This is a genomic window from Streptomyces sp. NPDC039609 (assembly GCF_055596705.1).
In genome coordinates, this window is the sequence record NZ_JBVIUJ010000002.1 from 454,520 (window position 1) to 478,611 (window position 24,092).

Here is a 24,092-nt window from a genome sequence, read left to right on the forward strand (position 1 = left end):
CTTCAGCGGGTCAGAAGGAGATCAGCGGGACGGAGGCCTTGGCGGCCTGGTAGCGCTTGTTCACGTCCTGCCAGTTGACGACCTGCCACATGGCCTCGATGAAGTCGACCTTCTGGTTCTTGTACTGCAGGTAGAAGGCGTGCTCCCAGGCGTCGAAGACGAGGACCGGGACGGAGCCCTGGCCGACGTTGCCCTGGTGGTCGTAGACCTGCTCGACGATCAGCCGGCCGCTGATCGGCTCGTACGCGAGGACACCCCAGCCGGAGCCCTGGGTGGTCGCGGAGGCCTTGGTCAGCTGGGCCTTGAACTTGGCGAAGGAGCCGAAGGACTCGGTGATGGCGTCCGCGAGGTCGCCCACGCCGTCGGCCGCGAGCGGCTCGCCGCCGCCGCCGTCCTTCGGGCTGTCCATGTTGTTCCAGTAGATGCTGTGCAGGATGTGGCCGGAGAGGTGGAACGCGAGGTTCTTCTCCAGGCCGTTGATCGAGCCCCACTGGTCCTTCTCGCGGGCCTCTTCCAGCTGCTCGAGCGTGTCGTTCGCGCCCTTGACGTACGCGGCGTGGTGCTTGTCGTGGTGCAACTCGATGATCTGCGGATTGATCACCGGCTCCAGCGCCGCGTAGTCGTACGGCAGTTCCGGAAGGGTGTAGATCGCCATGTGCCGAGCCTCTCGCTGCTGGTCCTTATTGCAATCTATATGCAAGTGCAGGTTAACAGCAGGAGTGCCCCGAAGTTGATCAGCCCTTGGGCCTAGGACCCGTGGCGTGGCACCCGGAAAGCACGGAACCCCCGGACCGACAGGTCCGGGGGTTCTCGTACGTCCAAGCCGTGGTCAGGCGTCCTGCGACACCGGACCGCGGACCAACTGCAGGATGAAGCCGATCACCGCGAGCAGCACCGTGAGGGCGCCGGTCCAGTACAGCTGGACCCGAGTGCCCTCCTCGCGAGCCATCAGGAAGAAGATCGCGGCCATGCCGGCCAGCGCCACCCAGGTCAGCACCGGGAACGCCCACATCTTCACGACCAGCTTCTCGGGCGCCTCGCGCTCGGTCCTGCGGCGCAGCAGCAGCTGCGAGACGGCGATGAAGAACCAGACGACGAGGATGATGGCGCCGATGGTGTTCAGGAGCCAGATGAAGATGTCGTTCGGCCGCCAGTAGCTCAGCAGCACGCAGAGGAAGCCGAAGACGGAGGAGACGAGCACCGCGGGTCGCGGCACGCCGCCGAACGTACGGCCCAGCGCCTTCGGGCCCTGGCCGCGGGCGACCAGCGAGGTGGCCATCCGGGAGGCGCCGTAGATGTTGGCGTTCATGGCCGACAGCAGGGCGACCAGCACGACCACGTTCATGATCTGGCCGGCGGCCGGGATGCCCAGGTGGTCCAGGGTGGCGACGTACGGGCCCTTCTCGACGACGGCCTTGTCACCCCACGGGACCAGGGTCACGATGACGGCCATCGAGCCGATGTAGAAGAGCGCGATGCGCCACATCGCCGTACGGACGGCCTTGGCGACGCCCTGGACGGGGTGCTCGGACTCGGCGGCGGCGATGGTGACGGTCTCCAGACCGCCGTACGCGAACACCGAGGCGAGCAGTCCGACGATCAGCCCCTCGGAGCCGTTGGGGAAGAACCCGCCGTCACCGGTGAGGTTCGCGGTGCCGGGGGCGTCCGTGCCGGGCAGCACGCCGACGATGGCGAGCACACCGATGCCCAGGAAGAGGACGATCGCGCCGACCTTGAGCGCGGCGAACCAGAACTCGAACTCGCCGAAGTTCTTCACCGCCGCCAGGTTGGTGCCGCAGAACACCAGCATGAAGAGGGCCACCCAGGCCCACTCCGGGGTGCCCGGGAACCACCCGGTCATGATCTTCGCCGCGCCGATGCCCTCCAGGCCGACGGCCACGCAGAGCAGGAACCAGAAGGCCCAGCCCGCGGTGAAGCCTGCCCACGGACCGATCGCACGCTCGGCGTGGACGGAGAACGAACCGGACGCCGGGTTCGCCGCCGACATCTCGCCGAGCATCCGCATGACGAGCATGACGAGCAGTCCGGAGATGGCATAGGCGACCACGATCGAGGGACCGGCGGCGGCGATACCGGCTCCGGAGCCGACGAAGAGGCCGGCGCCGATGACGCCACCGAGGGCGATCATCGAGAGATGGCGCTGCTTGAGGCCGTGCGTGAGTCCCTGTGAGGGGGGTGCCTGATCGTCCTTGCGGTCGACGGGCTCGGGCGCGGTGGTCCGTGACATGGGCCGCCCTGTTCATTGGCTGAGACGGGGGAACGGCCCACAGTCTGGGCGGGTGCCCCGCTTACAGGGAACAGATGTCCGCTATACGGTCACGATCTTCACACAAAGTGAAGGATCATGACCGAGCCGTACGCAGCTCCCGCAGCCACGCCACCAGCAGGACGGCCCCGGTGGCCCCGGCCGACCACAGCACCTGCGGCCGGGCCGCGTCGTCGGTGAGCATCAGCATCAGGACCGCCGCCATCGCGGCCAGCGCCGTCCAGGTCAGCCACGGGAAGCCCCACATCTTCAGCATCAGGGTCTCCGGCGCCTCGCGCTCGATCCGGCGGCGCAGCTTCAGCTGGGAGACCGCGATCAGGGCCCAGACGAAGAGAAGCACGGCGCCGACCGCGTTGAGCATGTAGAGGAAGACCGAATCCGGCCACTTCAGATTCAGCAGTACGGAGACGAAGCCGAAGGCCACCGACGCGAGCACCGCCCGGCGCGGCACGCCTCCGCCCGAGACCTTCAGCAGGCCCTTCGGTGCTTCGCCGCGTTCGGCGAGCGAGAAGATCATTCGCGAGGAGCCGTAGAGGTTGGCGTTGAGGGCCGAGAGCAGCGCCACGAAGACCACGACGTTCATGATCTGGCCGGCCGACGGCACCCCGATGGAGTCGAGCACCGCGACGTACGGCGACTGGCCCGGGACCATGGAGTTCCAGGGCAGCAGCGTCACGACGACCAGCATCGAGCCGACGTAGAACAAGAGGATCCGCCACACGGCGCTCCGTACCGCCCGCGCCACGTTGCGCGCCGGGTCGTCCGACTCGGCGGCGGCGATCGTCACGACCTCCAGGCCGCCGAAGGCGAAGACGACGGCGAGGACACCGGAGACCACACCCTCCCAGCCGTTCGGCAGGAACCCGCCCTGGCCGGTCAGATGGGTCATCCCCACGGGATCCGTGTCCGGCAGCAGGCCGACGATCGCCAGGGTCCCCAGGATCAGGAAGAGGACGATCGCGCCGACCTTGAGCGCGGCGAACCAGAACTCGAACTCGCCGAAGTTCTTCACCGCCGCGAGGTTGGCGACGGTGAACACGATCATGAAGATCAGGACCCAGCCCCACTGCGGGACTCCCGGCACCCAGCCGTGGGCGATCCGCGCCGCGCCCGTCGCCTCCACCGCGAGGACGACGACCAGCAGGAACCAGTACAGCCAGCCCACCGAGAAGCCCGCCCAGCGGCCGAGCGCCCGCTCGGCGTGGACCGAGAAGGCGCCCGAGGCCGGCATGGCCGCCGACATCTCGCCGAGCATCCGCATGACCAGCATCGCGAGCGTGCCCGCGATCAGATACGACAGGACGATGCCGGGCCCGGCGACCGCGATGCCCGCGCCCGAGCCGACGAAGAGCCCGGCCCCGATCACTCCGCCGAGCCCGAGCATCGTCAGATGACGCTGCTTCAGGCCGTGGGAGAGCGGCTCCGGTTCGGGGGCGAGAGGGGCCGCGGCGGCAGGCGGTGCGTCGTGCATGAGGGGCTCGTGCCTTCGGGAAGCGTCTGTGGAGCGTTTATGGAGAACCCACAGTCTCGCTGGTGGGCGGCCCCTGGCGCAAAAAGGACCTATGTCCAGCTCTGCCACGTGACAAGCGTCACGTGGCGTCAGGCGGGGATCCCGTTCTTTGTCCGATCCCCACGAAGGGCTCAACCTCCCCTTTGTGGGCGACTGATGGTGATCGAGCGTTCACTCCTCGACTACGGTCGATCCGTCCCCGTACACCCTCACCCCGCGGAGTACCCGATGAGCACCGCCGTCGCCCCTGTCCGTTCCCTCCGCTCCGGGACGGTTCTCGCCGACCTGCTGCCGTCCAGCCGCGCCCGTGACATCGCGCTCGTCGTCGGCGGCGCCGCCCTCACCGGCATCGCCGCGCAGATCGCCCTCCCGGTCCCCGGCTCCCCGGTCCCCGTCTCCGGCCAGACCTTCGCGGCCCTCCTCGTCGGCACCGCGCTCGGCGCCCGCCGCGGCTTCCTCTCTCTGGCGCTGTACGCGCTCGTCGGCATGGCGGGTGTGCCGTGGTTCGCGCAGGCGTCCTCGGGCTGGGCGATGCCGTCCTTCGGCTACGTCCTCGGCATGCTGCTCGCCACCACCGTCGTCGGCGCCCTCGCGCGCCGCGGAGCCGACCGCTCCGTGCTCCGCACCGCGGGCACGATGGTGCTCGGCTCCGTGATCATCTACGCGGTCGGCGTGCCGTACCTGGCCCTCGCCACCGGCATGTCCTTCCCGCAGGCGGTCGCCGCCGGTCTGACCCCGTTCCTGATCGGCGACGCGCTCAAGGCCGCGCTGGCGATGGGCGTGCTGCCGGCCACGTGGAAGCTCGTCGGCCGGAAGGGCTGATACCGCTCAGTACCGCCTGAAGAGGTTCGCCGGGTCGAGGTTCGACTTCAGCCCGGCGAGCCTCTTCCGCGTTTCCGGGTCGCAGAGCCCTTCCCCCGCGCCCACCATCCCGAAAGGCGAAGCCGACCGCCCGGCCGACCGCCCGGGGCGCCAACGCCGCCTCCACGCGCGCGTGGAACGCGCGGACCGGCTCCGTGCCGTCGTCGTCCAGCGGGGCGAGGCCGTGCGGGGCGGCGACCTCGACGTCCTGCCCCCAGCGCCCCCCGTGCCCCGTGGCCCGGACGGCAACCGGAAGCCCGCGAGCTCCTCGGCGTACCCGGAACCGCCGGGACGGAAGACGTACCGCGCTGAGACGGACATGAGAAAGCTCTCCGTTCCACGGGGGTTTCCCTGGATACGGAGAGCTTCTCGGGTCTACCTGACAGAACCCGTCAGGTAGGGATTCAGTCCTTCGTGGCCGGCTCCGCGGGCGCCACGGGCTTCGCCCCGAAGCGGTCACGGACCAGCGAGATGGCGATCACGAGACCGGCCACCAGCAGCGACAGCAGGACCTGCTCACGGGCGGAGCCGCCGTTGTAGAGCATGTAGCCGAGGACGAAGACGATCATCGCGATCGTCGCCCAGGTGAGGTACGGGAAGAGCCACATCTTGACGAGCAGCTTCTCCGGGGCCTCCCGCAGGATGATCTTCCGCATCCGCAGCTGCGAGAAGCAGATGACCAGCCAGACGAAGAGCGCGATGGCGCCGGACGCGTTCAGCAGGAAGGCGAAGACCGTGTCGGGCCACTTGTAGTTGAAGAAGACGGCGACGAAGCCGAAGATCACCGATCCGATGATGGCGGCCGTCGGCACGCCCTTCGCGTTCGTCCGGCCGAAGGCCTTCGGAGCGTCACCGCGGCGGCCGAGCGAGTGGGCCATGCGGGAGGCGGTGTAGAGGCCCGAGTTCAGGCAGGAGAGCACCGCGGTCAGGATGATGACGTTCATGATCTGACCGGCGTGCGGGATGCCGATCGAGTCGAGCGCCGCGACGTAAGAGCCGTCCTTCTGCAGCGACGGGTCGTTCCACGGCAGCAGCGAGACGACCACCAGGATCGAACCGAGGTAGAAGATGCCGACCCGCCAGATCACGCTGTTGGTGGCCTTGGCGACCGCGCGGCGCGGGTCCGACGACTCGCCGGCGGCGAGGGTGACGATCTCGCTGCCCATGAAGGAGAAGACGACCATCAGGATGCCCGTGAGGATCGCGCCGTAGCCGTTGGGCAGGAAGCCGCCGTGCTCGGTGAGGTTGCTCAGCCCGGCGGACGAGGTGTCCGCGCCGGGCAGGACACCGAAGATCGCGAGCCCGCCGACCACGATGAAGGCGGCGATGGCGACGACCTTGATGCCCGCGAACCAGAACTCGAACTCGCCGTAGGAGGCGACCGAGCCGAGGTTGGTGACGGTCAGGACGACCATCACGATCAGCGCCCAGGCCCACTGCGGGACGGCCGGTATCCAGCCGTTGAGGATGTCCGCGCCCATGGTCGCCTCGACGGCGAGCACGACGACCCAGAAGAACCAGTACAGCCAGCCGATCGAGAAGCCGGCCCAGCGCCCGAGCGCCCGGTCGGCGTGGGCCGAGAAGGAGCCGGAGGTCGGGTTGGCCACGGACATCTCGCCGAGCATCCGCATGACGAAGACGACCATCGTGCCCACGAGCGCGTAGGAGAGCAGGATGCCGGGGCCTGCGGCCTTGATGCCGGCCGCGGAGCCGCCGAAGAGGCCGGCGCCGATGACGCCGCCGATGGCGATCATCGAGAGGTGGCGGTTCTTGAGACCGGCCTTGAGCCCGTCGGACTGCTGCGAATCACCGGTGTTTCCGATGGTCCCGCCTTCCTTCGTGAGGGTCGGCTGCGTGTTCATGAACGCTTTCCTTCGTGTGGGGGTCGCTCGGGTCGCGAGCCCGAGCATTGAACACCGGGGGGAGGGGGTATCGGAAGGGGTGATTCCGATTCGTTGCGTAAGGGGCGAAGGTCCATACCGACGCGGACCAAGGCCCCGACCCCGCTGACCGCTACCCAGGGTGGGCCGTGCCACACTCGGATCATGCGCGTGTACCTCGGCTCCGACCATGCCGGCTTCGAACTCAAGAACCACCTCGTCGAGTGGCTGAAGGCCCATGGCCACGAGCCCGTCGACTGCGGTCCCCACATCTACGACGCCCTGGACGACTACCCGCCGTTCTGCCTGCGCGCCGCCGAGAAGACGGCCGCGGACCCGGACAGCCTGGGCATCGTCATCGGCGGCTCCGGCAACGGCGAGCAGATCGCCGCGAACAAGGTGAAGGGGGTGCGCGCCGCCCTCGCCTGGAGCGAGCAGACCGCCGCCCTCGGCCGCGAGCACAACAACGCCAACGTCGTCTCCATCGGCGGCCGGATGCACACCCAGGAAGAGGCGACGAAGTTCGTCGAGATCTTCCTGAGTACCCCGTACTCCGGTGACGAGCGTCACACCCGCCGGATCGACATGCTCTCCGCGTACGAGACGACCGGCGAGCTCCCCGCGATCCCGGCCCACCACCCGCAGGAGCCGACCGCCTGATGCCCGAGGGGCACACGATCCACCGACTGGCCGCCGACTACCGGGAACGGTTCGGCGGCCGGTCCGTGCGGGTGACCAGCCCGCAGGGCAAGTTCAGCGACTCGGCGGCGCTGCTCGACGGCGCGGTCCTGGACTCCACCGAGGCCCACGGCAAGCACCTCTTCCTCGGCTTCCCCGGGGAGGAGTGGGTCCACATCCACCTGGGCCTGTTCGGCAAGGTGAACTTCGGTGACGCCCCGGCCCCGCCGCCCACGGACACCGTGCGGCTGCGGCTCGCCAACCCCGAGGCGTACGTCGACCTGCGCGGTCCCACCACGTGCGCCCTGATCACGGACGCCGAGAAGGGCGCGATACACGACCGCCTGGGCCCGGACCCGCTCCGGGAGGGCGACGACCCCGCCAAGGCGTGGAACCGGATCTCCAGGTCCCGCAACACGATCGCGGCCTTGCTCATGGACCAGAAGGTCATCGCGGGCGTCGGGAACGTGTACCGCGCGGAGGTCCTGTTCCGGCACGGCATCGACCCGTACCGGGCGGGCAGGGATCTGACGCGCCGTGAATGGAGCGCGATCTGGGCCGACCTGGTGGAACTGATGCGCGAGGGCGTCCGCCTGAACCGCATCGACACGGTCCGCCCCGAGCACACCCCCGAGGCGATGGGCCGCCCGCCCCGCGTGGACGACCACGGCGGCGAGGTCTACGTCTACCGCCGCGCCCTCCAGCCCTGCCACATCTGCGGCACGGAAATCCGCACGGCGGACCTGTCGGCCCGCAACCTCTTCTGGTGCCCGGGCTGCCAGACGCGCTGACGCGCGGAGGAACACCCACCGCACCACGAAGCACTGCTAGAACCCGTGCGGCAACCACGGCGCCACGGACGACCCGAAGGCGAGGGACGCCTCCACGAGGGCCCCGTCGCGAAGCTCCCGCACCCGCCCGGCCGCGGCCAGCGACGTCAACCTCACGCCCCCCAGATACGCCGCCCCCAACTCCCGTACGGACAACGCAAGATCCGCCGGATCCTCCGTCCGCACACACACCGCCCCCTCCGGGCCCCCGGTCAACCGCCACCGCCCCTCGTTCCAGGGACAGAACGCGTCGGCGACCTCGAACACCACATCCACCCCCACCTGATACGTCCGCGCGGCCAACGCCGCGCCCACGTCCACCAGACGCAGATGCAGCGAGTCCCGCGTCCGCGGCGCGCAGCGCCGGATGTCGCTCACCAGGTGCCGCCACGCGTCGTCCACCGGCCGGCTGTGGACCGTCACCGAGGACGTCAGGTCGATCGAGCAGAGGAACCGCCACAGCGCCGCCTCCGCCGCTGGATCCAGCGCCCCCAGATCCTTCAGCAGCACACTGCCGTCGGGCCCGCTCTGCGACCACTTCGGCTTGATCGCGTACAGCGCGTACCCGACGACCTCCCCGTCCCGCTCCGCCAGCACGCACTGCTTCGGCGAGGCCCCGCCCCGCTCGCTCTCCGGGTCGAGCAGCGGCAGCCGCTCCCACTCCGGCCTGCGGGCCAGCATTCCGGGCCGGCGCGGCACCAGCCGTGCGTAGACCGCCTCGCACGCCGCGGACGCCTTCGCCGGATCGGCCTGCCGCAGCACCACCTCGTCCGTACCCTCCGGCACGGTGAGCCGCACCCGGGTCGTATCGATCTCCGCTCGCGTCTGATAGGTGGCGATGCCGTAGCCGAAGCGCCCGTAGATCTCCGGCTCCGAGGCCGTCAGCGCGGCCAGCGGCTCTCCCCACGCCCGTACGTCGTCGAGCTGACGCCGCATCATCGAGCTGAGGATCCCGCGCCGCCGGTGCGTCGCGGCCACGCTCACCATCGTGACGCCCGCCGTCGGCACGAGCGCGCCACCGGGTACGGACATCCGGAACGTGAACGCGCCCGCCGTGCCGACACAGCTCTCGCCGTCCCAGACGCCGAGCGAGCGATCGAATTCGGTCACGTCCCGCCAGAGCTGCCGTTCCTCCGGAGCCTCCGCGACGCCCCCGAAGGCGAGCACCAGGCTCTCGTACCACTCGTCCCACTCGGCCGGGTCCAGCACGCGCAGTTCAGTCGTCATATGCCATCGATATCAGCGCCCACCGGCCCGACGCGACCCGATTTCACGTGCAATGTCTCAGGGGTCCCCCTGCGCGAGGTCCGACCGGGTGGATAGGGTCCAGGCCAATGGGAAGTCGCGTGGGTGTCGCCTCGTACTCGGCCCGGATGCGCAGGAGCGCACACCGGGTCCGCATCGCCCTGCGCAAGTCCGGCGTCGACTACTTCCGGGGCGAGGGCTCCGACTGGGTCGCGTTCGCCGGGCTGCTGCTGACCATCCCGGCCATCACCCTCGGCACCCTCGCCAATCCCGTGTGGTGCGCGCCCGCCGCGCTCGTCCTGCCGATCGTCGCGGGGGGACTGCTGCTGCGCCCCGCGAGCCTGCTCGCGCTGTACGCGGCGGCCGCCGGAGCCCTGATCGTCGAGTCGGTCGTACTCGGCCCGTACACGCAGGGCCCGGCGCGGGTCACGCCCGGAACCGTCCTCGTGGTCGCGGCCTGTGGACTCTTCGGGCTGCTCATCGCCCAGTTCAGGGCTCGGGTCGGCGTGCCCTGGCGCCGCGGCGGCACCATGCTCTTCGACCTGCGCGAACGCATCCGGGCCCAGAGCGCCCTCCCACGGCTCCCCAAGGGCTGGCACCGCGAGATGGCGCTGCGCCCGGCGGGCGGCCAGTCGTTCTCCGGAGACTTCGTCGTCGCGGCCCGCACGCACGGCGGACGGACCCTGGAGGTCCTGCTGACGGACGTCTCCGGCAAGGGCATGGACGCCGGATCGCGCGCCCTGCTGCTGTCCGGTGCCTTCGGCGGACTGCTCGGCTCGCTGCCGCCGCACGGCTTCCTGCCGGCCGCCAACGGCTATCTCCTGCGCCAGGACTGGGACGAGGGCTTCGCCACCTCGATCCACCTGGTACTCGACCTGGAGTCGGGGGACTACGAACTCCTCTCCGCCGGCCACCTTCCCGCGCTCCAGCTCCACGCGGGCACCGGACGCTGGGAGGAGAAGTCGGGCGAGGGCCCCCTCCTCGGCGTCTACGACGGCGCCGAGTTCCACCCGGTCAAGGGCTCGCTCCAGCCCGGCGACGTCCTGATGCTCTTCACCGACGGCCTCGTCGAGGCGGCCGACCGGGACATCGCCGAGGGCATCGACCGCCTCACCGGCGAGGCCGACCGCTACGTCGCCTCGGGTTTCGAGGGCGCGGCCTGGCACCTCATCGAGGCCTGCGCGAAGGACGTCAACGACGACCGCGCCCTGCTGCTCATCAGCCGCCAGACCTGAGATCCCCAGGAGCGGGGTGGGGCTTTCCCCACCCTCGATCGACCGGCAGCCGCCATAGCCCCTGACCTGCCCTGATCCGTACGTTCGAGACATCGTCACGAACCCACGGAGGAACGACCATGGCCCTGCGCCGCGGCAAGCGCCACGAGCACCCCACCCCGCCGAACGGCGCCGCCGTCGAGCTGTCCGGAGTGCGGCGCCAGTACGGCCGGGGCGCGGGCGCCGTCCACGCGCTGCGCGGCATCGACCTCGTGCTGCCACACGGGAGCTTCACCGCCGTCATGGGCCCCTCCGGCTCCGGCAAGTCCACGTTCCTGCAATGCGCGGCGGGCCTCGACCGCCCCACTGCCGGCTCGGTACGCCTCGGCGGCACCGAGATCGGCGGAATGAGCGAGAACCGGCTCACCGAACTGCGCCGCAGCCGACTCGGGTTCGTCTTCCAGGCGTTCAACCTGCTGCCCGCACTGACCGTCGAGCAGAACGTCCTGCTGCCGATGCGACTGGCCGGACAGCGTCCCGACCGGCACCGGGCGGCCGAGGTCCTCACCCAGGTCGGCCTCGGCGACAAGGGCGGACGCCGCCCCTCCGAACTCTCCGGCGGTCAGCAGCAGCGTGTGGCCATCGCCCGCGCCCTGGTCACCCGGCCCGACGTCGTCTTCGCCGACGAACCGACCGGCGCCCTCGACACCACGACCGCCGCCGAGGTCCTCGGCCTGCTCCGCGGCGCCGTCGACTCCTCCCCTCGCTTCGCCGGGGATACCCCCATGAGAGCGACGGTCGTCATGGTCACCCACGACCCGGTCGCCGCCGCCTACGCGGACCGCGTCCTCTTCCTCGCCGACGGGGCCATCGCCGACACCCTGCCCCGGTCGAGCCCCGAGCGGATCGCCGACCGCATGCGCGCCCTCACCGCCCCCGCGTACGCCGGGGCGGCAGCCTGATGAGCCTCCTCCGACCCAACGGCCTCGCCCGCGCCTCCGTCCGTTTCAAGCCTTCCTCTTTCGCCGGCACCTTCGTCGCGCTGCTCCTCGCCGCCGCCGTCGTCTCCGGCTGCGGTCTCCTCCTCCAGACCGGCCTGACCGCCACCGTCCCGCCCGACCGGTACGCCGGCGCGCCGGTCGTCGCCGCGGCCGACCAGGAGGTCCACCGGACGGTGACCGTCGGCGCCGAGAAGGAGGTGGAGTCGGCCGCCGTCCCGGACCGCGCCCGGCTCGACGCCTCCCTCGTCCGCGAGGCGGCCGAGGCCCCGGGCGCGGCCCGCGCCATCGGCGACGTCACCTTCCCCGTACGTACAGAGAAGGCGTCGCTCTCCGCCCACGGCTGGTCCTCCACCGCCTTCACCCCGGTGACGCTCACCTCGGGTACCGCCCCCGGCCCGGACGAGGCCGTCGTCGCCGCCGGGACCGCCCACGTCGGCGACCGGATCACCCTCCGGACCCCGGCGGGCGAGCGCGCGTTCACGGTCTCGGGCGTCACCGCGTCCCCAGGCGTCTGGCTCTCCGACGCGCAGGCCCTCGCCCTCTCCGGTCACCCCGGCAGGGTCGACGCCATCGCCGTACTGCCCACACCGGGCACCACACCCGACGCCCTGGCCGCGCAGGTCGGCCACCTCCTCGGCGACCGGGCCCAGGTCCACACCGGGAACGACCGGGCGCTCGCCGAAGGGGCCGCGCTCCCCGCCGCCAAGGAACTCCTCACCGCGCTCGGCGGCTCCTTCGGCGGCACCGCCACCCTCGTCGCGATCTTCACCGCCGCCGGAACCGTCGCGCTCTCCGTCGGGCAGCGCGCCCGCGAGTTCGCCCTGCTCCGGGCCATCGGCGCGACCCCGCGCCAGATCCGCCGCTCCATCGCCACCGAGGCACTCCTCGTGGCCCCCCTCGCGGGCGCTCTCGGCTGCCTGCCCGGCGCCGCCCTCGCCGTCTGGTGGCTCGGACAGCTGAAGGAGAAGGGCGCCGTCCCCGAGGCCGTCGCCCTCGACCTCGGTCCCATCCCGTTCGCCGCCGCGCTCCTCGCCGTCGTCGCCACCGCGCTCTTCGCCGGCCTTCTGGCTGCCCGCCGCCCCTCCCGGACCAAGCCGGGCCAGGCGCTCGCGGAGGCGGCCGTGGAGCGTCGTTCCTTCGGCCGGATCCGTACGCCGCTGGGTCTCGCGGCCCTCGCCGGGGGAGCCGCCCTCGCGGGCGTCGCCGCCTCCCTGTCCGGCGAGGACGCGGCCAACACGGCCCTCGGCGTCGTCATGCTCTTCATGCTGGCCGTGGCGCTGCTCGGACCGCTGCTCGCCCGGCTCTGCGCGAGCCTCGTCGGGCTGCCGCTGCGCGGCTCCGGCGCCTCCGGCTACCTCGCCGCCGCGAACTCCCGGACCAACGCGCGCAGGCTCGCCTCCGCCCTCACCCCGATCGTGCTCGCGATGGCCTTCTCCTCCACCCTCGTCTTCCTGCACACCAGCACCGACCGGGCAACCGCCGAACAGCAGCGTGCCGCCGTCGTCGCCGACCACGTCGTCACCGCGCCGGCCGGGCTGCCCGCCGACGCCGCCGAGCGAGCCGGGCGCGCCCCGGGCGTCACCGCCGCGGTCGCGGTCCAGCGGACCTCGGTCCTGCTGCCGGACGGCGCCCAGGGCTTCCGCACCGCATCGGCGCAGGCCGTCTCCGCCGACCCGTCCCGGGTCCTCGACCTCGGAGTCCGTACGGGATCACTGGCCGCGCTCGCTCCCGGCACGGTCGCCGTGGACAGCCGGCTCGCCGACGCCGCGGACGTGGCGACGGGGGAGCGCCTCGCACTCCTGCTGCCCGACGGCTCCACCGCCGAACCGCGCGTCGTCGCCACCTACACCCGGGGGCTCGGCCTGGCCGAGATCACCCTGCCCGCCTCCGCCCTCACCGGCCATGTCACCTCCCCGTACGCCACCGAGCTCTTCGTCCGCGGCGGCACGGCGGCCGGCCTGACCGGCCTGGGCACGGTCACCGGACCCGAGGGCTGGACCACCGCCCGGAGCACCGAGCGCGAGCTGAACGCCTGGGCCAACACCACGATGGCGGCCGTCCTCGGCGGCTTCGCCGCGATCGCCGCCGCCAACACCCTGGTGATGACCGTCCTCGACCGGCGCCGGGAGCTCGGCACCCTCCGTCTGATCGGCACCACCCGCCGCCAGGTCCTGCGCATGATCCGCTGGGAGGCGCTCCTGGTCACCCTGGCCGGCCTCGCCCTCGGCACCGGCATCGCCCTGGCCACCCTCGTCCCGATGACGAACGGCCTGACCGGCGAAGGCCCGTACATTCCACCGCTTCTCTACGGCACCTTCGCGGGCGCGGTCGTGGTCCTGGGCCTGATGTCCACGGCCCTCCCCGCCCGTGCCGTCCTGCGCAGCCGCTGACGCGGCCCGGCCCCGGCCCGTACAGTCGGCTCATGCCGCACCTCACCCTCACCCAGGTCGAGTCCCTCGCCGTGGCGGCCCACGAGGGCCAGACCGACAAGGCGGGACGCCCCTACGCCGAACACCTGCGGGCGGTGGCCGAGGGGGTACGGGCGCGGGGCGGGAGCTACGAACAGATCGCCGCCGCCTGGCTGCACGACTCCGTCGAGGACGACGCACTGTCGGCGGAGTGGCTGGATTCGGCCGAACTCCCGCGCGCGGTCAAGGACATGGTCCTCGCGCTCACCAAGCGACCGGGCGAGGAACCGGAGTCGTACACCCGCCGGATCCTCGCCGTCCCCGGCGCCCTCCTCGTCAAGGAAGCAGACCTCGCGCACAACGCGGACCCGGCCCGACTCGCGGTGCTCGACGAGCCGACGCGGGCCCGCCTGACCGTGAAGTACGCCACCGTACGAGGGCTGCTAGGGCTCACCGAGGGCTGACGAGATCGCGCGGGTTGGCTCGATTCCGGCGTCCACGATTCGTCACCCGGCGTCGGTGGGCAAGTAGTTGGTGGCACGATGGATGCAGCGGGGGTGTTCTGTGACGTGCGCTCCCGGGCGGCAAGGTGGGACCGACCGAGGGTGTGATCAGTTGTGGCCATTTCACTGTCTGTGGTGCTGCTGTTGGCGATCATCCTGGTGGTGCTGATCCGCGGCGGAAACCTCAAGGCCGGCCCGGCCGTGGTCGCGGTGCTCTTCGGCTTCTTCCTTGCCTCCACGGGCATGGCCGACGACATCCAGCGCTTCCTGGACTCGATAACGCAGACCGTGGGCTCCATCAAGTTCTGAAACGGACCAGAGGCCCCCGCCGACCCCGGCGGGGGCCTCTGGCGAACCCGTCCGGGCCCTGTGGCGTCCGGCATCGGGATCTCCGCACGTGGAAACGGCTCCGGCCCGGCCCCTCGAAAAGGGGGCCGGGCCGGAGCCGTATGGAGCGGGCGACGGGAATCGAACCCGCGTAGCTAGTTTGGAAGACTAGGGCTCTACCATTGAGCTACGCCCGCAAAGGACGCGCCGCAGGTCACGAGGGCCGCGGCACGGACAGCATCGTAGCGGGTTCCTGGCGGTCCCCGCACACCCCATTAAAGAGCGGGCGTCGCACTGTCTCCGTGCATGTACCCTACGTGTCGCACCGACGGGGTGTGGCGCAGCTTGGTAGCGCGTCCGCTTTGGGAGCGGAAGGCCGTGGGTTCAAATCCCGCCACCCCGACCACCAAGATCACGGATCACAAGATCGCGTTGTGGGCCTCATCCCGCTTGCGGTTACTATGCAAGCTGCGTGCCCGTGTGTCTCTCTGACCGGGCCGATCGGCCGGAACCGCCACCAAGCGGCATCGGCAGAATCCAAGAATCAGCCACCAAGGAGACCGAACCGTGAAGAGCGCCGTGGAGACCCTGAACCCGACCCGGGTTCGGCTCACTGTCGAGGTGCCCTTCGAGGAGCTCAAGGACAGCCTCGACGCGGCGTACAAGAAGATCAACCAGCAGGTCACGGTCAAGGGCTTCCGCAAGGGCAAGATCCCGGCTCGTGTGATCGACCAGCGGTTCGGGCGTGGTGCGGTGCTGGAGGAGGCCGTCAACGACGCCCTCCCGAAGTTCTACACCGAGGCCGTCAACGAGGCCGAGGTCAACCCGCTGGGTCAGCCCGAGGTCGACATCACCGAGCTGAAGGACGGCGAGCTGCTGGCCTTCACCGCCGAGGTCGACATCCGCCCGACGATCGAGATCCCGGACTACTCCGGCATCGAGGTCACCGTCGACGCGGTCGAGGTCACCGACGAGGACGTCGAGAAGTCCGTGGAGCAGCTGCGCGAGCGCTTCGCCTCCACGAACCCGGTCGAGCGCGCCGCCGCCGAGGGTGACGTCGTCACCATCGACCTCGAGGCCAAGGTCGACGGCGAGGTCCTGCCCGACGGTGTCGCCCAGGGCGTCTCGTACACCATTGGTTCCGGCGAGCTCCTCGACGGCATCGACGAGGCCGTCACCGGCCTCGAGGCCGGCGGCGAGGCCACCTTCACCTCGCAGCTGAAGGGCGGCTCCGCCGAGGGCAAGGACGCCGAGGTCACCGTCAAGGTCACCGCCGTCTCCGCCCGTGAGCTCCCCGAGCTGGACGACGACTTCGCGCAGCTCGCGTCGGAGTTCGACACCCTCGACGAGCTCAAGGCCGACAGCCGCAAGCGCCTCGAGAACATGAAGCAGTTCGACCAGGCCACCCAGGCCCAGGAGCGCGTCCTCGACGAGCTGCTGAAGCTGGCGGACGTCCCGATGCCCGAGAAGCTGCTCGAGGACGAGATCAACACCCGCAAGCACAACCTGGAGCACCACCAGCTCGGCCAGATGGGCCTGACCCTCGAGAAGTACCTGGAGATCCAGGGCAAGACCGAGGAAGAGTTCCTGGCGGAGACCAAGGAGCAGGCCGAGAAGGGCATCAAGACGCAGTTCATCCTCGATGAGCTCGTCAACAAGGAGAAGCTGAACGTCAGCCAGGAGGAGCTCACCGAGCACCTCATGCGCCGCGCCGCCTCCTCCGGCATGTCCCCCGACCAGTTCGCCCAGGCCGTCGTCGAGGGTGGCCAGGTGCCGATGCTCGTCGGCGAGGTCGCCCGCGGCAAGGCCCTCGCGGTCGTCGTCGAGGCCGCCAAGGTCGTCGACACCAACGGTGAGGTCGTGGACCTCGAGGACGACGAGGACGAGGCCGAGACCGCCGCCGAGGCCGTCGAGGCCGTCACCGGCGAGACCGAGGTCGCCGAGGAGAAGAACGAGGCCTGAGCCTCGCTTCGAACCGCAGGTCCACGGGCCCGGACGCACTGCTGTGCGCCGGGCCCGTGCCCGTATTCCGGCTCTCGCGGGAGCCCGACAACCTTGCGCTCCCAGCGAACAGTTAGAGAACCGGGATGGCGTTGTCCGACCTGCGCGTTAGGGTCCATGAATACGAGGGCACTGCCCTCAGAACGAGACGCTGAGACGGCCGTCGCCGTCGGAGACGAGCAGGTGGATACGTGACGAATCTGAAGCCTTACGCCGCGGGTGAGCCGTCCATCGGTGGTGGCCTCGGCGACCATGTCTACAACCGGCTGCTCGGCGAGCGCATCATCTTCCTCGGCCAGCAGGTCGACGACGAGATCGCCAACAAGATCACCGCGCAGATGCTCCTCCTCGCCGCCGAGCCGCAGAAGGACATCTTCCTGTACATCAACAGCCCCGGTGGCTCGGTGACCGCCGGCATGGCCGTCTACGACACCATGCAGTTCATCCCGAACGACGTCGTCACCATCGGTATGGGCATGGCGGCCTCCATGGGCCAGTTCCTGCTCACCGCCGGCACCCCCGGCAAGCGCTTCGCGCTGCCGAACACCGACATCCTGATGCACCAGGGCTCCGCCGGCATCGGCGGCACCGCCTCGGACATCAAGATCCAGGCCGAGTACCTCCTTCGCACGAAGAAGCGCATGGCCGAGATCACCGCGCACCACTCCGGCCAGACCGTCGAGACGATCATCCGCGACGGCGACCGCGACCGCTGGTTCACCGCGGACGAGGCCAAGAACTACGGCCTCATCGACGACATCATCACCCACGCCGCGGGCGTTCCCGGCGGCGGCGGCACGGGCGCCTGAGCCCGGCAGACCGCTGAAGAGCCCCAGCACCCGCCGAACGCCACCAGGACGGTGAACTTCCAGATGCAGAACAACCTCTCCCCGAGCGGCCTCTACACCGGCGCGCCGATGGACAACCGGTACGTCGTCCCGCGCTTCGTCGAGCGCACCTCGCAGGGCATCCGCGAGTACGACCCGTACGCGAAGCTCTTCGAAGAGCGTGTGATCTTCCTCGGCGTGCAGATCGACGACGCCTCCGCCAACGACGTCATGGCCCAGCTGCTGTGCCTGGAGTCGATGGACCCGGACCGCGACATCTCGATCTACATCAACAGCCCCGGTGGCTCCTTCACCGCGCTGACGGCCATCTACGACACGATGCAGTTCGTCAAGCCGGACATCCAGACGGTCTGCATGGGCCAGGCGGCCTCCGCCGCGGCCGTGCTGCTCGCCGCCGGTACGCCCGGCAAGCGGATGGCCCTGCCGAACGCCCGTGTGCTGATCCACCAGCCCTCCGGCGGCACCGGCCGTGAGCAGCTCTCCGACCTGGAGATCGCGGCCAACGAGATCCTGCGGATGCGGACCCAGCTCGAGGAGATGCTGGCCAAGCACTCCTCGACGCCGATCGAGAAGATCCGCGACGACATCGAGCGCGACAAGATCCTGACCGCCGAGGACGCCCTCGCGTACGGCCTGGTCGACCAGATCGTCTCGACCCGCAAGACCACGGCCGCCGCGGCAGCCTGACGCTCGGCCTTCCCCTGGCACGGCCCGTGTGGCCGAATCACGACCATGTGAACCGTGCCAAGGGGGGCCCGAACGGGGGGCCCGGCAAGGTACCGTCGAATATGAGGCACCAGGAGTCGCTGAACCAGGCGCTCCCAGGCGAAGGGGAAGCACCTCGTGGCACGCATCGGTGATGGCGGCGATCTGCTCAAGTGCTCGTTCTGCGGAAAGAGCCAGAAGCAGGTGAAGAAGCTCATCGCGGGACCCGGTGTGTACATCTGCGATGAGTGCATCGACCTCTGCAACGAGATCATCGAGGAAGAACTCGCGGAGACGAGCGAGGTGCGGTGGGAGGAGCTCCCCAAGCCTCGCGAGATCTACGAGTTCCTCGAGGGGTACGTCGTCGGGCAGGAGCCCGCGAAGAAGGCCCTCTCGGTCGCGGTGTACAACCACTACAAGCGCGTCCAGGCCGGCGAGAACGGCGGCGGCGCGGGACGTGACGACGCCATCGAGCTGGCGAAGTCCAACATTCTGCTGCTGGGCCCCACGGGCTCCGGCAAGACACTCCTGGCGCAGACGCTCGCCCGCATGCTCAATGTCCCGTTCGCCATCGCCGACGCGACGGCGCTGACGGAGGCCGGGTATGTCGGCGAGGACGTCGAGAACATCCTTCTCAAGCTGATCCAGGCGGCCGACTACGACGTCAAGAAGGCCGAGACCGGGATCATCTACATCGACGAGATCGACAAGGTCGCCCGGAAGAGCGAAAACCCGTCGATCACGCGTGACGTGAGCGGTGAGGGCGTGCAGCAGGCGCTCCTCAAGATCCTTGAGGGCACCACCGCGTCCGTACCGCCGCAGGGCGGCCGGAAGCACCCGCACCAGGAGTTCATCCAGATCGACACGACGAACGTGCTCTTCATCGTGGGCGGCGCCTTCGCCGGCCTGGAGAAGATCATCGAGTCGCGGGCGGGCGCCAAGGGCATCGGCTTCGGAGCGACGATCCGCTCCAAGCGCGAGATCGAGGCGAGCGACCAGTTCCAGGAGGTCATGCCGGAGGACCTGGTGAAGTTCGGGATGATCCCGGAGTTCATCGGCCGTCTCCCCGTCATCACCTCGGTCCACAACCTCGACCGCGAGGCCCTGCTCAAGATCCTCGTCGAGCCGCGCAACGCGCTGGTGAAGCAGTACCAGCGCCTCTTCGAACTCGACGGCGTGGAGCTGGACTTCGACCGCCCGGCCCTGGAGGCCATCGCCGACCAGGCGATCCTGCGCGGCACGGGCGCGCGTGGCCTGCGGGCCATCATGGAAGAGGTCCTGATGTCGGTGATGTACGAGGTCCCGTCCCGCAAGGACGTGGCCCGCGTGGTCATCACGGCGGACGTCGTGCGCAACAACGTGAACCCGACGCTGGTTCCGCGGATCGTGAAGAACGACGGGCGGCACGAGAAGTCGGCGTAGTACGAGAACACACAGGGGCGCCCGGCCGGTTGACGACAACCGGCCGGGCGCCCCTGTGTGCAGGGTGCCCCATTCCAGCCACATCGAATGTCTGTTCTTGTGATGGCGATTCGATCATGATCTGCTGGCTTTCGACCAGCTGTCAGTTCCACCTAGTTCTGGGGGAAACAGATGCTTCGATCGAAGGTCCAGCGCATGATCGCCACGCTGTGCGTGGCTGGTGCCGCGACCATTGTGCCCATGGTGACTGCCGCGCCTGCCCAGGCGTCGGTCACCGCGTGCCAGACGTACCTGCACGACGTGGGTTACAAGGTCGGCCCGAAGATAACGCAGGCGTGTAGCTATGCAGGAGACATGACCCACGGCGTACTCTGCCATCCGGTCCTGGTGAACATCGGCGTAAAGGATCGTCACGCGTCGACGGCATGCAGGCTTGCCATTTCGTAGGCAACGCCCTGTTGGGCAGCGTACGACCTCCCACGGTGTCCGGCCGATTCGCGGGTGGACGGACACCGTTGGCAGGCGCTGAGATCACGCCTTGACGCGGACTTCCTTGCGGAACTTGGCGGTGAGGGTGGCGGCGTCCTCGGCGGAGCCCGCCTTGCCGGTCATCATGGAGGCCATGTCGAGCGGCACCACGAAGCCGACCGTGCTGTGGTCGGCCCATACGCAGATCGTCATCGCGAATGCCGGAGTGCCCTCAGAGGCGTTGGCCTCCGCCTTGGCCTGCTGGCACTTGAGGACCGCGCCGTCGAGCTCCGCCGGCTCGTACTCCTGCGGGCTGCCTTCGAGCTGCGGCTCGCCGGACTTGCCCTTGTCCTTCTCCGCCTCCGTCTTCATGGTGGCGAAGACGCCGTCGACGACCTTCTCCGGGTCGTCGATCTCGCCGTAGAGACCGCTGAACGAGATCAGCTTGCCGGCAAGAGGGTTGGCCTTGTCCTCGACCTTGTACGAGGCGCTAACCTGCTTGGCATTCTTGACGCCGTTCTTCTCGGCCTCCTCCATGGACTCCTTGCCGGCCCCGCCGTCGTCCTTGGTGTCCTTCTTGTACTCGGTGAGCACGGTGTCCGGCGTGATCAGCTTGTGCGGGCCGTCGTTCGCCACCGAGGAGCCACCGCCACCGGCGGTGAAGTACCAGGCGCCGCCCGCCACCAGGGCGAGTGCCATGACCGTCGCGCCGACGATCAGGCCCGTCTTGGACTTCTTCGGGGCCGGCGGAGGCGGCATGTAGCCGCCGGGGCCCTGGGGGGCGCCGTACGGGGGCTGCTGAGGAGGCTGACCGTAGGGACCCGGCTGCTGAGGAGGCTGACCGTACGGGCCGGGCTGCTGCTGCGGGTAGCCGTAGGGCTGCTGCGGCGGCACGCCCTGAGGTGCCTGCTGCGGGTACCCATAGCCGGGCTGCGGCGCTTGCGGCGGCTGGCCGTACGGCCCGGGCTGGCCCGGCTGACCGTAAGGCCCGGGCTGCTGAGGCTGACCGCCGTACGGGCCCGGCTGGTTGTAGCTCATGGACAGGTTCCCCTCACAGGATGTTTATGCGTAGCGAACAACATCCTGGCGGAAGCCCGGCCCCGCAGGGGCGCCGGGGGGCACACCGTTACGGAACAATCGAGTTTCAGGACAACCGTGCCGCACCCCTAAACTGACCCCGTGACCGAGAACACTCAGCAGCAGCCAGCAGCCAACCCCGAACTGCCGACCCAGTACGCGCCGGCCGAAGTAGAGGGGAAGCTGTACGAGCGCTGGGTAGAGCGGGGCTACTTCGAAGCCGACGAGAACAGCGACAAGCCGCCGTACACCATCGTCATCCCGCCGCCGAACGTCACCGGTTCGCTCCACCTGGGCCACGCCTTCGAGCACACGCTCATCGACGCCCTCACCCGCCGCAAGCGGATGCAGGGGTACGAGACGCTGTGGCAGCCGGGCATGGACCACGCCGGTATCGCCACCCAGAACGTCGTCGAGCGCGAGCTCGCCAAGGAGGGCAAGTCCCGCCACGACCTGGGTCGAGAGGCGTTCGTCGAGCGAGTCTGGCAGTGGAAGGCCGAGTCCGGTGGTCAGATCTCCGGGCAGATGAAGCGCCTGGGTGACGGCGTCGCCTGGTCCCGTGAGCGCTTCACCATGGACGAGGGCCTCTCCCAGGCCGTCCAGACCATCTTCAAGAAGCTCTACGACGACGAGCTGATCTACCGCGCCGAGCGCATCATCAACTGGTGCCCGCGCTGTCTCACGGCCATCTCGGACATCGAGGTCGAGTACCAGGACGACGACGGCGAGCTCGTCTCCATCCGTTACGGCGAGGGTGACGCGTCCATCGTCGTCGCCACCACCCGCGCCGAGACGATGCTCGGCGACACGGCCGTCGCCGTCCACCCGGAGGACGAGCGCTACAAGCACCTGGTCGGCACCGAGATCGAGCTGCCGCTGACCGGCCGCCGGATCCCGGTCGTCGCCGACGAGCACGTCGACCCCGAGTTCGGCACCGGCGCCGTCAAGGTGACCCCCGCGCACGACCCGAACGACTTCGAGATCGGTCAGCGCCACGGCCTGCCGAACCTCGCCGTCATGGACGAGCGCGCGGTCATCACCGCCCACGGCCCCTTCCAGGGCCTGGACCGCCTCGAGGCCCGCTCCGCCATCGTCGCCGCGCTGCGCGCCGAGGGCCGGATCGTCGCCGAGAAGCGTCCCTACGTCCACTCCGTCGGCCACTGCTCGCGCTGCAAGACCACCATCGAGCCGCGCCTGTCGATGCAGTGGTGGGTCAAGGTCGGCCCGCTCGCCGAGGCCGCCGGTGACGCGGTCCGCGACGGCAAGGTCAAGATCCACCCGCAGGAGATGGAGAAGCGGTACTTCGACTGGGTCGACAACCTGCACGACTGGTGCATCTCGCGCCAGCTGTGGTGGGGGCACCGCATCCCGGTCTGGTACGGCCCGAACGGCGAGATCGTCTGCGTCGGACCGGACGAGCAGCCGCCGACGGGCGAGGGCTGGCACCAGGACACGGACGTCCTGGACACCTGGTTCTCCTCCGGCCTGTGGCCGTTCTCCACGCTCGGCTGGCCGGAGCGGACCGACAGCCTCGCGAAGTTCTACCCGAACTCGGTCCTGGTCACCGGCTACGACATCCTCTTCTTCTGGGTCGCCCGGATGATGATGTTCGGCCTGTACGCGATGGACGGCACCCCGCCGTTCCACACCATCGCCCTGCACGGCATGGTCCGTGACCAGTTCGGCAAGAAGATGTCGAAGTCCTTCGGCAATGCGGTCAACCCGCTGGACTGGATGGACGAGTACGGCTCCGACGCCGTCCGCTTCACCCTGGTCAACGGCGCCAACCCGGGCGTCGACGTCCCGATCGGCGAGGACTGGGTCAAGGCGTCCCGCAACTTCGCCAACAAGATCTGGAACGCCACCCGCTTCGCGCTGATGAACGGCGCGACCGTCGAGGGCCCGCTGCCGGACCCGTCGGAGATGTCGGCGACGGACCGCTGGATCCTCTCGCGGCTCAACAAGACGGTCGCCGAGGCCGACGCGTTCTACGACGACTACCAGTTCGCGAAGCTCGCCGACACGCTCTACCACTTCGCGTGGGACGAGGTCTTCGACTGGTACGTCGAGCTGTCGAAGACCACGTTCTTCGCCGGCGGCGAGGGTGCCAAGGTCTCCGGCCGGGTCCTCGGCGAGGTCCTGGACGTGATGCTGCGACTGCTCCACCCGATCGTCCCGTTCGTCACCGAGACGCTCTGGACCACGCTCACCGGCAAGGAGTCCGTCGTCATCGCCGACTGGCCCGCCGACTCCGGCTTCCGCGACGACGCCGCCGAGAAGGAGATCGAGCTCGTCCAGCGGGTCGTCACCGAGGTCCGTCGCTTCCGTTCCGACCAGGGTCTGCAGCCCGGTCAGAAGGTGCCGGCCCGTCTCGACCTGGCCGGCACCGCGCTCGCCCAGCACGAGGCGGCCATCCGTCAGCTGCTCCGTCTCCAGCCGGAGGGCGAGGGCTTCTCCGCCACCGCCTCCCTGCCGGTCGCCGGCGCCACGGTCGCGCTCGACCTCTCGGGCACGATCGACGTGGCGGCGGAGCGCAAGCGTCTCGCCAAGGACCTCGCGGCCGCGGAGAAGGAGAAGGCGCAGGCCAACGGGAAGCTCGGCAACGAGGCGTTCCTGGCGAAGGCGCCGGACAATGTGGTCGAGAAGATCCGCACGCGGCTCGCCAAGGCGGACGAGGACATCGCCCGTATCCAGGCGCAGCTGGAGCGGTTGCCGCAGGCGTAGGAGCTTGTAAGAGCTGATGAAGGGCCCGGGACCGACATGGTTCCGGGCCCTTCTCTTTTGTCCGGAGTGCGTGATATCACGCCACTTGTGAGCTAGGTCATGC

20 protein-coding genes and 2 tRNA genes are annotated in these 24,092 nt (G+C 69.7%); 15 read left to right on the forward strand and 7 right to left on the reverse strand.

Annotated elements, in window-relative coordinates:
- Positions 1–10: 10 nt before the first annotated feature.
- The 3 genes from ACZ561_RS07460 to ACZ561_RS07470 all read right to left on the reverse strand — a co-directional run bounded on the left by ACZ561_RS07460 (position 11) and on the right by ACZ561_RS07470 (position 3,758).
- A complete protein-coding gene (locus ACZ561_RS07460; protein WP_470990749.1) occupies positions 11–655 on the reverse strand; it encodes a superoxide dismutase in 645 nt (214 codons plus the stop codon).
- Positions 656–829: 174 nt separating this feature from the next.
- Positions 830–2,248 carry an amino acid permease gene (locus ACZ561_RS07465; RefSeq protein WP_470990751.1) on the reverse strand — a complete coding sequence of 473 codons (1,419 nt, stop codon included), beginning with the start codon at positions 2,246–2,248 and terminating at the stop codon, positions 830–832.
- Positions 2,249–2,363: 115 nt separating this feature from the next.
- On the reverse strand, positions 2,364–3,758 hold the full coding sequence (locus ACZ561_RS07470) for an amino acid permease (protein WP_470990753.1): 1,395 nt from the start codon (positions 3,756–3,758) through the stop codon (positions 2,364–2,366).
- A 267-nt stretch (positions 3,759–4,025) separates the two neighbouring features.
- On the opposite strand from ACZ561_RS07470, the gene ACZ561_RS07475 reads away from it, so the two are divergent.
- Positions 4,026–4,619, forward strand: coding sequence for a biotin transporter BioY (locus tag ACZ561_RS07475; RefSeq protein WP_470990755.1), 594 nt, complete (start codon positions 4,026–4,028; stop codon positions 4,617–4,619).
- A 443-nt stretch (positions 4,620–5,062) separates the two neighbouring features.
- Here the strand turns inward: ACZ561_RS07475 and ACZ561_RS07480 are convergent, their stop codons facing one another.
- Entirely contained in the window at positions 5,063–6,520 is a 1,458-nt protein-coding gene (locus tag ACZ561_RS07480) for an amino acid permease (RefSeq protein WP_470990757.1), read from the reverse strand.
- Positions 6,521–6,703: 183 nt separating this feature from the next.
- Here ACZ561_RS07480 and ACZ561_RS07485 point away from each other — a divergent pair, with 183 nt between their 5' ends.
- On the forward strand, positions 6,704–7,198 hold the full coding sequence (locus ACZ561_RS07485; RefSeq protein ID WP_329120558.1) for a ribose-5-phosphate isomerase: 495 nt from the start codon (positions 6,704–6,706) through the stop codon (positions 7,196–7,198).
- Positions 7,198–8,007: an Fpg/Nei family DNA glycosylase gene (locus ACZ561_RS07490; protein ID WP_470990760.1), complete on the forward strand. Its 810-nt coding sequence runs from the start codon at positions 7,198–7,200 to the stop codon at positions 8,005–8,007. The genes ACZ561_RS07485 and ACZ561_RS07490 overlap by 1 nt, the downstream gene beginning before the upstream one ends.
- A 36-nt stretch (positions 8,008–8,043) precedes the next feature.
- On the opposite strand, the gene ACZ561_RS07495 is transcribed toward ACZ561_RS07490, so the two are convergent.
- A complete protein-coding gene (locus ACZ561_RS07495) occupies positions 8,044–9,273 on the reverse strand; it encodes a GNAT family N-acetyltransferase (protein WP_470990762.1) in 1,230 nt (409 codons plus the stop codon).
- Between the two features lie 107 nt (positions 9,274–9,380).
- Here ACZ561_RS07495 and ACZ561_RS07500 point away from each other — a divergent pair, with 107 nt between their 5' ends.
- The 5 genes from ACZ561_RS07500 to ACZ561_RS07520 all read left to right on the forward strand — a co-directional run bounded on the left by ACZ561_RS07500 (position 9,381) and on the right by ACZ561_RS07520 (position 14,726).
- Positions 9,381–10,526: a PP2C family protein-serine/threonine phosphatase gene (locus ACZ561_RS07500; RefSeq protein WP_470990764.1), complete on the forward strand. Its 1,146-nt coding sequence runs from the start codon at positions 9,381–9,383 to the stop codon at positions 10,524–10,526.
- A gap of 119 nt (positions 10,527–10,645) precedes the next feature.
- Positions 10,646–11,467, forward strand: coding sequence for an ABC transporter ATP-binding protein (locus ACZ561_RS07505; protein ID WP_470990766.1), 822 nt, complete (start codon positions 10,646–10,648; stop codon positions 11,465–11,467).
- Positions 11,467–13,896: an ABC transporter permease gene (locus tag ACZ561_RS07510; protein ID WP_470990767.1), complete on the forward strand. Its 2,430-nt coding sequence runs from the start codon at positions 11,467–11,469 to the stop codon at positions 13,894–13,896. Before ACZ561_RS07505 ends, ACZ561_RS07510 begins: the two co-directional genes overlap by 1 nt.
- A gap of 32 nt (positions 13,897–13,928) precedes the next feature.
- On the forward strand, positions 13,929–14,378 hold the full coding sequence (locus ACZ561_RS07515; protein WP_470990769.1) for an HD domain-containing protein: 450 nt from the start codon (positions 13,929–13,931) through the stop codon (positions 14,376–14,378).
- 153 nt (positions 14,379–14,531) lie between these two features.
- Positions 14,532–14,726, forward strand: a complete 195-nt coding sequence (locus ACZ561_RS07520) for a hypothetical protein (protein ID WP_046905580.1) — start codon at positions 14,532–14,534, stop codon at positions 14,724–14,726.
- 141 nt (positions 14,727–14,867) lie between these two features.
- On the opposite strand, the gene ACZ561_RS07525 is transcribed toward ACZ561_RS07520, so the two are convergent.
- Positions 14,868–14,941 (reverse strand) — tRNA-Gly (locus ACZ561_RS07525).
- A 132-nt stretch (positions 14,942–15,073) separates the two neighbouring features.
- On the opposite strand from ACZ561_RS07525, the gene ACZ561_RS07530 reads away from it, so the two are divergent.
- The 6 genes from ACZ561_RS07530 to ACZ561_RS07555 all read left to right on the forward strand — a co-directional run bounded on the left by ACZ561_RS07530 (position 15,074) and on the right by ACZ561_RS07555 (position 20,167).
- Positions 15,074–15,150, forward strand: a tRNA-Pro gene (locus ACZ561_RS07530).
- A gap of 161 nt (positions 15,151–15,311) precedes the next feature.
- A complete protein-coding gene (gene tig / locus ACZ561_RS07535) occupies positions 15,312–16,706 on the forward strand; it encodes a trigger factor (protein WP_470990771.1) in 1,395 nt (464 codons plus the stop codon).
- Between the two features lie 230 nt (positions 16,707–16,936).
- Positions 16,937–17,554 (forward strand): ATP-dependent Clp protease proteolytic subunit, encoded by a 618-nt coding sequence (locus ACZ561_RS07540; protein ID WP_470990773.1) that lies wholly within the window; start codon positions 16,937–16,939, stop codon positions 17,552–17,554.
- Between the two features lie 63 nt (positions 17,555–17,617).
- Positions 17,618–18,280: an ATP-dependent Clp protease proteolytic subunit gene (locus tag ACZ561_RS07545; protein ID WP_315893324.1), complete on the forward strand. Its 663-nt coding sequence runs from the start codon at positions 17,618–17,620 to the stop codon at positions 18,278–18,280.
- A gap of 156 nt (positions 18,281–18,436) precedes the next feature.
- Entirely contained in the window at positions 18,437–19,720 is a 1,284-nt protein-coding gene (gene clpX, locus ACZ561_RS07550) for an ATP-dependent Clp protease ATP-binding subunit ClpX (protein ID WP_158987286.1), read from the forward strand.
- 195 nt (positions 19,721–19,915) lie between these two features.
- Positions 19,916–20,167 (forward strand): hypothetical protein, encoded by a 252-nt coding sequence (locus ACZ561_RS07555; protein WP_470990775.1) that lies wholly within the window; start codon positions 19,916–19,918, stop codon positions 20,165–20,167.
- Positions 20,168–20,251: 84 nt separating this feature from the next.
- On the opposite strand, the gene ACZ561_RS07560 is transcribed toward ACZ561_RS07555, so the two are convergent.
- A complete protein-coding gene (locus tag ACZ561_RS07560) occupies positions 20,252–21,226 on the reverse strand; it encodes a hypothetical protein (RefSeq protein ID WP_470990777.1) in 975 nt (324 codons plus the stop codon).
- A 141-nt stretch (positions 21,227–21,367) separates the two neighbouring features.
- On the opposite strand from ACZ561_RS07560, the gene ACZ561_RS07565 reads away from it, so the two are divergent.
- Positions 21,368–23,989: a valine--tRNA ligase gene (locus tag ACZ561_RS07565; RefSeq protein ID WP_470990779.1), complete on the forward strand. Its 2,622-nt coding sequence runs from the start codon at positions 21,368–21,370 to the stop codon at positions 23,987–23,989.
- Positions 23,990–24,092: the final 103 nt, after the last annotated feature.